Source organism: Pseudoalteromonas sp. TAE79 (genome assembly GCF_000498015.1).
Classification (GTDB): domain Bacteria; phylum Pseudomonadota; class Gammaproteobacteria; order Enterobacterales; family Alteromonadaceae; genus Pseudoalteromonas.
This window is the reverse complement of record NZ_AUTL01000149.1, coordinates 1-12,131: the sequence shown is the minus strand read 5'-3', so window position 1 is coordinate 12,131 and position 12,131 is coordinate 1. Positions and strand designations below refer to the sequence as shown.

At 39.4% G+C, this 12,131-nt stretch carries 7 protein-coding genes and 1 pseudogene; 5 read left to right on the top strand and 3 right to left on the bottom strand.

Annotated elements, in window-relative coordinates:
* Nucleotides 1-54: 54 nt before the first annotated feature.
* The 5 genes and pseudogenes from L655_RS1000000127985 to L655_RS0110905 form a co-directional block, all read left to right on the top strand.
* Nucleotides 55-830, top strand: a pseudogene (locus tag L655_RS1000000127985) (Ig-like domain-containing protein); the annotation flags it as partial.
* Nucleotides 831-875: 45 nt separating this feature from the next.
* Complete coding sequence (locus tag L655_RS01000000125490; RefSeq protein ID WP_050582205.1) at nucleotides 876-3,623, top strand: cadherin repeat domain-containing protein; 2,748 nt, start codon at nucleotides 876-878, stop codon at nucleotides 3,621-3,623.
* 9 nt (nucleotides 3,624-3,632) lie between these two features.
* Complete coding sequence (locus L655_RS0110920) at nucleotides 3,633-4,466, top strand: MBL fold metallo-hydrolase (protein WP_024605050.1); 834 nt, start codon at nucleotides 3,633-3,635, stop codon at nucleotides 4,464-4,466.
* Between the two features lie 20 nt (nucleotides 4,467-4,486).
* Nucleotides 4,487-6,706, top strand: a complete 2,220-nt coding sequence (locus L655_RS0110910) for an adenylate/guanylate cyclase domain-containing protein (RefSeq protein ID WP_076915307.1) — start codon at nucleotides 4,487-4,489, stop codon at nucleotides 6,704-6,706.
* A complete protein-coding gene (locus L655_RS0110905) occupies nucleotides 6,678-8,339 on the top strand; it encodes an HD family phosphohydrolase (RefSeq protein ID WP_024605048.1) in 1,662 nt (553 codons plus the stop codon). Before L655_RS0110910 ends, L655_RS0110905 begins: the two co-directional genes overlap by 29 nt.
* A 289-nt stretch (nucleotides 8,340-8,628) precedes the next feature.
* On the opposite strand, the gene L655_RS0110900 is transcribed toward L655_RS0110905, so the two are convergent.
* From L655_RS0110900 to hscA, 3 genes are all read right to left on the bottom strand, one after another.
* Nucleotides 8,629-10,056, bottom strand: a complete 1,428-nt coding sequence (locus L655_RS0110900; protein WP_024605047.1) for an NAD-dependent succinate-semialdehyde dehydrogenase — start codon at nucleotides 10,054-10,056, stop codon at nucleotides 8,629-8,631.
* 248 nt (nucleotides 10,057-10,304) lie between these two features.
* The gene (gene fdx / locus L655_RS0110895) at nucleotides 10,305-10,643 is read right to left on the bottom strand and encodes an ISC system 2Fe-2S type ferredoxin (RefSeq protein WP_002958430.1); all 339 of its coding nucleotides are present in this window, start codon (nucleotides 10,641-10,643) and stop codon (nucleotides 10,305-10,307) included.
* 11 nt (nucleotides 10,644-10,654) lie between these two features.
* The coding region (hscA, locus tag L655_RS0110890) for a Fe-S protein assembly chaperone HscA (RefSeq protein WP_024605046.1) at nucleotides 10,655-12,131 on the bottom strand (1,477 nt) is incomplete at its 5' end.

Sequence of the window (12,131 nt, the reverse complement as noted above, 5' to 3'; positions counted from 1 at the left end):
GTTACTTATACTGTAAGCGATAGCAACGGCGGCGCCAGTACAGCAACGTTAACTATCACTATTACACCTGTAAATGATGCTCCAATAGCAAATGCTGACACGGCAACTATGGCGGAAGATGCAGCGCCAATACTGATAAACGTATTAGCCAATGACTCAGATGAGGATGGCGACAGCCTGACGATCAGTGCTGCCTCAGCTGATATTGGCTCAGCCTCAGTAGTTGGCAATCAAATTCAATATACCCCAGCTGCGAATACCAATGGACTCGCCACGGTAACTTATACTGTAAGTGATAATAATGGTGGAACCAATACAGCCACAGTCGCTATTACAATAACTGCCGTGAATGATGCACCAGTGACTAATAACGATACTGCAACTATGGCTGAAGATGCAGCGCCAATACTGATAAACGTATTAGCCAATGACTCTGATGAAGATGGCGACAGCCTTGCCATAAGCACAGCATCAGCTGATATTGGCTCTGTATCAGTGGTTGGCAATCAAATTCAATATACACCGGCAGNAGCCGACGACAACGGCTTAGCAACAGTTACTTATACTGTAAGCGATAGCAATGGCGGCGCCAGTACAGCAACGTTAACTATCACTATTACACCTGTAAACGATGAACCCATTGCAAATGCTGACACGGCAACGATGGATGAAGATGCAGCACCGCTACTCATTGATGTGTTGATTAATGATATAGACGCTGATAGTGATAACCTAAGCATAACAGCAGCGTCAGCCGNGGTTCAGTATCCGTTGTTGATAACAAACTACAGTACACACCGGCTGCAAATACCAACGGTATTGTTGTTGTCAGTTATACTGTTGATGATGGGAATAACGCTACAGATACTGGTAGTTTGTCAATTACGATTGCTCCTATTAACGATGCTCCTGTTGCGTCAAACCAAGGTTTTAATATTAGCGAAAACGCAACCGATGGCGACACTATTGGGTCTGTTAGTGCCTCAGACATTGAGAACCAAAATTTAAGTTACACCATACTCAGTGGTGCCCCCATATTCGAAATAAATAATGATTCTGGCTTATTAACTGTAAAAGGTGAAAGCCCGTTTGATTTTGAAACAACTCCTCAGTACATATTGAGCCTAGCTATTACTGACGACGGTACGCCTAACGAAACAACTCCTATTAATATAATAATTGATATCACTGATGATATGGAGCCCCTAGTTCCTGTTGAAGATGAAACATTTGGTCGCCCTATAACAGGTGAACTTGAGCTTTCTGGAGTTTTTTCAAGCGGTGAATTTAATGACAGTATTGAGCTAAATAATAACCTTTACTTTGTAGGTTTTAGTAATAACAGCGACAAAGATATTGTTATTGCATCGTATACAACGAGTGGTGTGATAAATACAGCATTTAATGGTGATGGCGTTAAAGTATTAGATTTAGAAAATGATGAACAAGCAACAGCTATCATCTCTGATGGTACAAGCCTCTTTGTTGCTTACACTAGTTTTGATGGCACAAATACCGAAGCATGTTTGTTGAAAATGAATACCGCTGGCGTATTAAGTAATAACTCTGGAGATAATAATTCAGGTATTCACTGTACCGCATTAGCAAGCACCCTCGTGATTAATGACCTTGAATTTAGCGACAATAAAATTCAGGCTGTTGGTAAGTCATTTAATGGTAACGACAACGATAGCTTATGGATAAAATACGACATATCTACGCTCGCTTATGAAGCCGGAAGCCCTAAAATTGTCGATGTGAGCGGCGCTAGTAGAGATGACGAAGCGTTTGCTATTAAAAACTTTAATAGCTCTGATCTTATGGTTGTTGGCAGTGTCACAAGTGCAACTGGTGATAAAGACGTACTTATTCGTTATTTAATTTCTGATGGTGAAAACAATGGAAGCTTTAATGGTAGCGCAGCATTATCGCTCGACTTGTCCAAGAATAATAAAGATGACGAACTATTTGCAATTGGCGGCGCTAAAAACACCGACTTTACAGCTTTTGCAGGTGGTTACATAACTCGTAATAGTGGTGAAAAAGAAGCCGTGGTTTTGGCTATTGATAAAACAGGTACTCTTATAGCGAGTTTTGGTGATGCAGGTACTGCTATTTACGATATTGATAGTGATAGTGGTAGTGGTGATGGTGGCGCGAGTGTAACCGGCGTAAAATATGAGCCAATCAAAAATGGAATTACGTTATCTGGCACTACTGGAGTTTCTGCTAGTGAAAAACTATTTTCTGCCCGTATTTTAACGTCTGATGGTTCACTTGATAGTACTTATGGTGCATCAGGTATTAATATTATTTCAGGTATCAATGGTAAGCAATTTGCCAAATCGGCAACTATAGATGCGAATGATACAGTATGGGTATCGGGTGTTATTGACGACTCAACCACTAAACCATTTGTTGCAGCAATTGACGAGCAAGCCACATTATTCAGTAACTTTGCAGACGTTGGTTATCTTGCTTTTGATACTATAAGCGCAGAATCTGACGATCAATCAATGCACGTTTTACAACTGAGCAATGGCCCTCAGGTCGGTAAGTATATTCTTGCATCAACGGCTAAATCGAACTCAATTACTAAGTTAGTATTAACACGCTTTACGAGTACGGGTGCTATAGATACTAGCTTTAGCGAAAGTGGTCATAAAGAAATTGCCATAGATTTGAGCGTACCTAATATAGCGTTGGTTGAACACAATAGCGGCAGCTTATTTATTGCGGGATCTAAAAGCAAAACTGACGGTGAAGAGGGCTTTATAGCTAAAGTTGATCAAAATGGTGATTTAGATACCTCATTCGCCAGTGATGGTATTTACTCTACTTCTATTTCAGGTGCTGAAAAGCTTAACTTAACTGATTTAGCACTACATGATGGCAACGTTGTAGCAGTTGGCTCTGTAGTTATAGCCGATACTCCTAGTTCGTTTATCATGATGCTAGATTCTGACGGTACACTTGACGATGACTTTGGTAGCAATGGAAAAATTATAGGAACACCTTTTGAATATTATGAAAGTGTTTTTATCAGTGATGATAGTATTTTTATTGGTGGTAAATCTGTATCAGGTGCCAGTTCAGAATTAATAGCATTAAAGCTCGACTCTGACGGTGAGCAAACCTACAAATACATAGGTGAAACAACCATTGATTCCGAGAATAAAATGGTAAAAGTATTAGTCGACGAATCAAATAAATTATATTTAATTGCAAACGTTGTAGATACGCCTAATAAAGCTAGTATTACGCGATTACTCGCATCTGGAGTAATTGATGACAGCTACCCTTTAGACCAATATACATTAGCTTCAACGGGAGATACCGAAGTAAAAAGTGCCGTTTTTGATACCAACAACAATATTGTTTTAGTTGGTATGGGCAACAATAAAGGCATGTTAGCGCGCATTTTAACTGACGGTACTTTGGATAATACGTTTGGAGCCAGTGGTGCCGGCTTTTATGAAGCAAGCCAATGTGTCAGTACACATGTGTTTACTTCAATCATCCTGCAAAATGATACCCAAGTTGTTGTAAGTAGCACCTGTAATGACACTAACTCTAACAATGTTAGTATTTCTAAATTCAATTTTGAAGCAGATGGAGCTTAGCCTTAAATTATGAAAGTTGAATTTTTTGGTGTTAGAGGCTCGATGCCTTCAGCTGGAAGTAATACACACATTTTTGGGGGAAATACCTCATGTGTGTACATTGAACAAAACAACGGTAAAGATCTTATTTTAGACTCTGGTACCGGTATTGTAGAACTCGGTACACGTTTACTAGAAACACAAAGTCCTATCAATATTTTGCTAACGCACAATCATTGGGATCATATTCAAGGGTTTCCTTTTTTTAAACCTATCTACCAGCCCAACCGCAATATAACCATTGTAGCTGGCAACGTTGATGATAAAAAAAGCCAAGATGCCATATTAAAGCAAATGAGTGGTTCGTACTTTCCTGTGTGTTATCAGGATTTACCTGCCAATATTACGCTTAATACTGATTTATCGTCTCAAAAGCAATTTACACTTAACGGTTTTTTGGTTTCTACTGCTCCACTGAATCACCCTGGTGGCGGTACTGCTTATTGCATTAAAGCAGATGAAAAAAAGATAGCTTACGTTACCGACAATGAGCTAAACCCACCAGATAAGCTAAACACAAGTATTTGCGAATGGAGTAATTTTATTGAAGGCGCTGATTTACTAATTCACGATGCTCAATTTATAGATGCAGACTTGCCTCTTAAGCATGGTTGGGGTCATAGCACCATAGATCAGGTTGCTGAGCTTGCTATAAAAGCGAGTATTAAAAATGTGATTATTATTAGCCACGATCCATCAAGAACCGATGAACAGTTAGTCGCTATAGAAAAGTATTTACACACGCAGTACGCTCAACAGGTAAAAATAGAATGCGGCCGAGAAGGACGAGTTTTTGATTTTTAGTCTATCAAGGAGCGTTACTCATTAGCTTCTTAAAACCCATTACCTCAAAGCACTTTTTTATTGGCGCTGTTATTACATTATTAATTGCATCAATAGAGTTATTTTCAACTGGGTCGCTTGCAAAGTTAGTTAACCGTGTAGAAGGCATAATATACGACTCTCGGTTATTACTGACGCTTTCAGAGACGCCTAGGCGCATCGATGAAACCGTTGTAATAATTGATATCGATGAAAAGAGCATGCAAGAACAAGGACGCTTTCCTTGGAGTCGCTCAAAAGTAGCTGACCTTGTTACAAAGCTTACCGATGCAGGTGTTATTGTTATTGCATTCGATATATTTTTTTCTGAACAGGAAGAAAACCCTGTTACAAAAATTATGTCTGAGATTCCTGATTTATCAAAAAAGTACACCATCCCCTTTGCTGAAATTACTAAACAAGTCGATGCAGACTCAAAGCTAGCAAGCGCATTATCTAAAAATGATACTGTTCTTGGTTTTTTATTAATTGATGAACAACTCACAAATCAAAACTTGCCAGCTAAAAGCAGTGTTGTATGGGCAAATGCAGATCATACTAATTCACAAATAAACCAGTTTCCTGGTGCTATTGTAAATATTCCTCAGTTACAAAATGCGACAACGGGTACCGGTTTTATCAATGCACATAGCGATGAAGATGGTTTTATACGTAAAGCAGCTCTTGTAAATCGAGTTGGCGATACACTCTACCCTTCTTTAGCACTTGAAGTTGCTCGGCTGTATACCCTTGCTGAAAACATAGAAACCCGTTCCAATATGTTAGATGGTATAACCTTATTCGAAGGTATAAAGTTTCAAGATAAGTGGATTCAAACTGATGAGTATGGGCAAGTATTAATTCCTTACAAAGGCCGTGCGCATAGCTTTCCTTATTATTCGGCTACCGATATTTTGACCAAAAAAATTGGTTTAGAGGAATTAGAAGGCGCAGTAGCCTTTATTGGTACTTCCGCCGTAGGGCTTGCTGATTTAAGGTCAACACCTGTTGGTTTGCAATACCCAGGTGTGGAGGTTCATGCCAATATATTTGAAGGGTTAATGCACCCAGAGCTACTTCCCTCTAAACCTAATTGGTCACAGGGAGCAAGCTTACTCATCATTGCATTGACGGGTTGCGTACTGTCGTTTTTTAGCCATGCTAAGAGCGCACGTTTTATTATTGTTTTGTCTCTTACAGTCACAAGTGTCGTTATATTTTCAAACGTTTATTTATGGTCAGTACAAAAAATTAGTTTACCTTTATTAATGCCTCTTTTACTCATCATTATATTAGCCGGTTATTACATCATTGTAGGCTCTATCGCTGAAATGAAACACAGCCGAAAAATAAAATCTATGTTTGACCAATATGTTCCTCCTGAGCGTATAAACCAAATGATACTGCAAGGTAAAAGTTTATCTCAAAAAAGTGAGCGAAAAAATATGACTGTGTTGTTTGCCGACATTCGTAGTTTCACTTCACTATCAGAAAGTATGACCCCTCATCAGTTAAGTGAATATTTAAACGAATATCTTACGGCTATTACCAAAATCATATTTGATCATCACGGAACTATTGATAAGTACGTAGGCGATATGGTGATGGCATTTTGGAATGCCCCACTAAAAGATGAAAATCACGCTCGCCATGGTGTTGAAGCCGCAATGTCTATGATCCACGGGTTAACGAAAATAAATCAGTTATTTGCAGAAAACAACCAGCCTGCAATAAAAATAGGTATCGGTTTAAGTACTGGCGACATGAATGTAGGTGATATGGGTTCGGTTTACCGTAAAGCCTATACAGTTCTTGGTGATACTGTTAATTTAGGTGCTAGAGTAGAAAGCTTGACCAAATTTTATGGCGTAGCTATTCTTGTTACAGAAGAAACGATGAAGGAATGCCCTCATATTTCATTTCGTCTAATAGATAAAGTGCAAGTTGTTGGTAAAACAGCTGCTGTACAGTTGTTTGAACCTATAAACTTTACAGATAAGCTCGATGAAGAGCAGTTAAATGAAGTTAAAAAGTCGCAGCAGGCCATGATGCTTTTTTATAATAAAAACTGGCCACAAGCACTTAGCTTATTTAAAGAACTACATAGTACAACCGTATTTAACCCCAACATTTATGCCATTTTTATTGAACGTATTAAGGGCACTGATTTGCAAACACTAGCTAAGGATTGGAATGGTGCCTTCAAACATACTCAAAAGTAGTAAACATATGCGACAGCACATTAAAGACAAAACAAATCTTCAGCACTTTATCGATATTAGCATTAGACTAACAACCGAAAAAAACTCGTCTAAGTTACTTGATGAAATACTGCAAGTTGTAATGTCGATAGCAAATTCTGATGCTGGCAGCATTTACTCTATTACCTCAAACAAACAACTAAAGTTTGAAACAGTAATAAACAAATCATTGAATCTTTATTTAGGCGGCACATTAGGTGGTCCTGTTGATTTTCCTAATATAGATCTTTTTATTGATGGCAAACCAAATGACACCGCTATTGTTGCGCATTCTGTTAATACAGGGGAAGTAATAAATATTCCTGACGTGTATGATGCCTTGCCTTTTGATATGAGCGCTGCACGCAAAATGGATGCTCGCACGGGTTATCGTTCTGAGTCCATGCTAACAATTCCTTTAAAAGATCATGAAGATGACATTATTGGTGTAATCCAGCTTATAAATGTAAAAGATGCGCAAAATAAAAACATTCCTTTTAGTGAAGAGCTCGTCACTCTGATTCGATCTTTTGCCTCTTTAGGCGCTATTTCACTAACTAACTCTACTTTAGTTAAAGATATGGAAGTGCTTTTTTCAACGTTTGCCGAAGCTATCGCAATGGCAATAGATGAAAAGTCTCCTCACACGGGCGGCCACTGTAAGCGGGTACCAGCACTGACGTTAATGCTTGCTGATGCAGTGCATAAAATAGATAAAGGTCCACTAGCAGATTTTATAATGAGCCCAGAGGATCGCCATGAACTAAGTGTTGCGGGATGGCTACATGACTGTGGGAAAATTGCTACTCCTGATCATATTATGGAAAAGTCGACCAAGTTAGAGACTATTTTCGATCGCATAGAGTTTATTGATGCTAAGTTTGAAATAATTAGTCGAGATTTAGAACTCTCTTATCAGCAGCAAATTATTTCAGCAATAAAACAGAACAAGTCGGTTGAGGTTTTACAATTTGAACGATTGCTTGAAACTGAGCTTAAACAACTAGCCCTCGACCGTGCATTATTACAGCGGGTGAATATTGGCGGTGAGTTTTTGGGCGAAGAAGAACAAGCCCATATACTGAGAATATCAAAACAGTATTCGCTTAAAATAAACGGCGAAGAAACACCTCTACTGACTGATGATGAAGTAGAAAACCTCATGATACGACGCGGCACACTTACCCAAGGTGAGCGCGAAATCATGAAACGCCATATGGATATAACTAAAAATATATTAGATATTTTGCCGTTCCCTAAACATCTTAGTAATGTAGCTGAATATGCATTAGGTCATCATGAAAAACTTGACGGTACTGGTTACCCAAGAGGTTTAACCAAAGAACAAATGTCGGTGCCTGCAAGGTTAATGGCTATTACGGATATTTTTGAAGCACTCTCTGCCGTAGACAGGCCCTATAAAAAAGCAAAACCGGTAAGTGAATGTTTGAATATTCTAGGGAACATGGTTAGTAATAATCACCTTGATCCTGACATTTTTGCTATTTTTATTGAGTCGCAAGTCTATAAAAATTATATCAATGAATATGCTAACCCAGAGCAGCTAGATGAGGTGGATTTTGATAACTTACCCGGTTACACACCTATAAGTTAGCACCTATAAAGCCATGCCTTTATTCAAAATGCGCTTATTACAGTCTATAACTATTCAAACAAAAAAATGCCACCATACGGTGGCATTTACACACGGGGTTATTTCTACTTATAGAAATCCTTTTACTTTTTATTTGTTTTTTTATGTTGTTTTATTAACAAAAAATATGGCTCCAAAGGTAGCATTTAGTGCTCTGTGTAGCAACAGTAAAAGATAAAGTTCATATATCTGCCATATTAACGTCATAAAAAAGCGCGAAGTAAATTCGCGCTCATAAACTTAACGGGCGTTATATTTTAATACACACGTACTTTTCTTCTAAGTACTCATCAAGCCCTTGATGACCGCCTTCTCGGCCTAAACCAGATTGCTTAACACCACCAAATGGCGCTACTGGGTTTGATATAACACCTTCATTTACGCCGACCATACCAAATTCAAGCCCTTCACTAACTCGGTAAATTTGCTTAATGTTTTGGCTGTAAAAGTAGGCCGCTAGACCAAATGGTACATCGTTAGCAAGTGCAAGCACTTCACTTTCTTCATCAAAAGGAATAACCGTCAATACTGGACCAAATACCTCTTCGTGGTAAATATCCATTTCTGTGGTGACATTGTTTACTATTAATGGATTTTGAAAGCTGCCACCTAAGTCGCTATTATCGCCAACCAGCGTCGCGCCTTTATCGAGTGCGTCTTGTACTAACTGCTGTACTTTCTCTTTGGCTTTAGGGTAAATAAGCGGACCAATATCAACCCCGTCTTCAAAACCATTTGCCACTTTTAACGCTGCAACCTTAGGCGTGATTTTTGACAGTACTTTGTCGAGAATATTACGTTGTATAAAAATACGGTTTGCAGCAACACATGCCTGCCCACTGTTTCTAAATTTAGCCGCCATTAGCCCTTCAACAGCTTCATCTAAGTCAGCATTATCAAAAATAATAAAAGGTGCATTACCGCCAAGCTCCATCGAGGTGCGTTTAATTGTGTCTGCACATTGCGATAGCAACTGCTTACCTACACCGGTAGAACCGGTAAATGTAAACTTACGCACAACTTCTGAATCAGTCAGCATTTTGCCTACTGTTTTGGCATCTTGAGAAACCAGTACATTAAATGCACCTTTAACAAAACCAGCTTGATCAGCTAAGTAAGCAAGTGCGATAGCACAAAGTGGTGTGTGCTCAGAAGGTTTTAATATAAAGCTACAGCCCGCAGCGTAAGCTGGCGCTACTTTACGAGTAACCATAGCAATAGGGAAGTTCCACGGCGTTATACCAGCTACAACACCTACAGGCTGCTTAAAGCTAGTTAAACGATGCGAGTCATCTGTTGGCGGAATTACATCTCCGTAACTACGTTTGGCTTCTTCTGCAAACCATTTGATAAAACCTGCACCGTAATCAATCTCACCAAGGGATTCTTTGAGTGGTTTGCCTTGCTCTTTAGTCATCAGCTCTGCAAGTGTTTGCTTGTGCTTTATTACTAGCTCATACCAGCGCATCAAGGTTTCGCTTCGCTCAGTGGCATTTGTCGTTTTTAACTTAACAAAAGCCCCTTGAGCTGCGGTTATTGCGCTATTTACACCCTGCTCGTCAATATCACTTACTTCAACAATACTTTTTTCGGTAGCGGGATCGTTAACGCTAAAGCGCGTATCAGTTTTATAAAATTCGCCGTTAATAAATGAGTCTGAGAAAATAAGATTACTCAAAATAAACCTCCGAAATAGATTTTAGGGATTGGGTTGAACTCGTAGCAGCGGGTTTAACCCGCGTTTATATAATCTAAAAAATACGTGATCATTTTGATGTTCAAGTTTGAGATTAGAAAAATTTAACTTAAAACGTTTGATATTTAAAAACGCGACATAAAGTCGCTGCTACGTATTTATAAATGCTTTCTTGAAACAAAAAAGCCGCTGTATCAAACAGCGGCTTTTAATATATACATCGTTAAAAACTAGTGCTCTTCATTAACGATATTGAGATTGTACTTAGGTATTTCAACCACTAGGTCTTCATCTCTTATAATTGCTTGGCAACCAAGGCGTGATTCAGGCTCTAAGCCCCATGCTTTATCTAGCATGTCGTCTTCTAGCTCATCACTTTCTTCAAGTGAATCAAATCCTTCACGAATCACTAAGTGACACGTAGTACATGCACACGATTTTTCACAAGCATGCGCAATGCTAATACCATTTTTAAGCGCAGCGTCGAGTACCGTTTGACCTGTAGGAGCTTCAATTGCAGCGCCGTCAGGACATAATTCAGGATGTGGAAGAAAAACAATTTGTGGCATTCTAATCTCTCTTAAATGTTGTCTACTGACTGCCCTGTAAGGGCCTTTTTAATTGATGCATCCATTCTACGCGATGCAAAGTCGCTACTCGCATTATCGACTTTTTCGATAGCTGCTTTAATTTCGCCAGGCTCTTGTGCATTTTCGCGCACTTTTACCAGTTCTGCAATTTCAGCGCGTAAGTTAGCTAGTTGCATATCGTCAAGTAATGCACCATCGGCTTCAAGTGATGCGTTAAGCGCTTCTATTACGCGCAACGCTTCTACTTGTTGCTCTTTAAGCATACGCGCTTGCATGTCGCCTTTAGCGTTGCTCATTGATTCTTTTAGCATGTTAGCTACTTGGTCATCAGATAAACCAAACGAAGGCTTAACTTGAATCTCAGCTTGTACACCTGTTGATTTTTCCATAGCTGAAACACTTAATAGGCCATCAGCATCAACTTTAAAGGTTACACGAATATGCGCAGCGCCTGCCGCCATTGGTGGAATACCTTTTAAGCTAAACTTAGCAAGCGATCGACAATCATCAACAAGCTCACGCTCACCTTGCAGCACATGTAATGACATGGCTGTTTGACCGTCTTTAAACGTTGTAAATTCTTGTGCGCGTGCTACCGGAATCGTTGTATTACGTGGAATGATTTTTTCAACCAAACCACCCATAGTTTCAAGCCCAAGCGATAACGGTAATACATCAAGCAATAACATGTCAGAATCGGGCTTATTGCCAATTAACACGTCGGCTTGAAGCGCGGCACCTAAGGCTACAACACGATCAGGATCGATTGAAGTTAGCGGCTCTTTATCAAAAAAGCTTTGTACTTGGCTACGTACCAATGGCATACGGGTTGAACCGCCTACCATAATAACTTGCAGCACTTCTTCATTTTCAATGCCAGCATCTTTTACAGCACGACGACACGAGCGCAGCGTTTTTTTAATTAGTGGCATAGCCATTTCATCAAACGTTTCGCGCGTTACTTCAACGGTGTATTTTTGATCGTCAAACTCAAGGCCCACGTTTACTTTAGCGTATTGGCTTAATGCTTCTTTACACGCTTTTGCTTTATTGATGAATAAACGTAAAACTGAAGGTGATAATGCTGACACACCTGTTTGCTGCTTAAAGTAATCAACAAGGAGCGAATCAAAGTCATCGCCGCCGAGGCTAGAGTCGCCACCGGTTGCCATTACTTCAAACACACCTTGGTGTAATCTAAGTACTGATATATCAAACGTACCACCACCTAAATCGTAAACAGCAATAATACCTTCTTGACCTGAATCTAAACCATAAGCAACCGCTGCTGCTGTTGGCTCATTTAATAAACGTAGTACGTTAATACCAGCAAGCTCTGCGGCATCCTTAGTACTTTGGCGCTGTGCGTCATCAAAGTACGCTGGTACTGTGATTACAGCCCCTAAAATTTCTTGGTTGCCAAAACTTTGCTCAGCTCGTGCTTTTAATGCAGCTAAAATATGGCTT

Bases quoted from the DNA above. Each gene is read 5' to 3' on its own strand.
- fdx (WP_002958430.1), bottom strand. From the start codon at position 10,643: ATGCCACAAATTGTTTTTCTTCCACATCCTGAATTATGTCCTGACGGC.
- L655_RS0110905 (WP_024605048.1), top strand. From the start codon at position 6,678: ATGGTGCCTTCAAACATACTCAAAAGTAGTAAACATATGCGACAGCAC.
- L655_RS0110920 (WP_024605050.1), top strand. From the start codon at position 3,633: ATGAAAGTTGAATTTTTTGGTGTTAGAGGCTCGATGCCTTCAGCTGGA.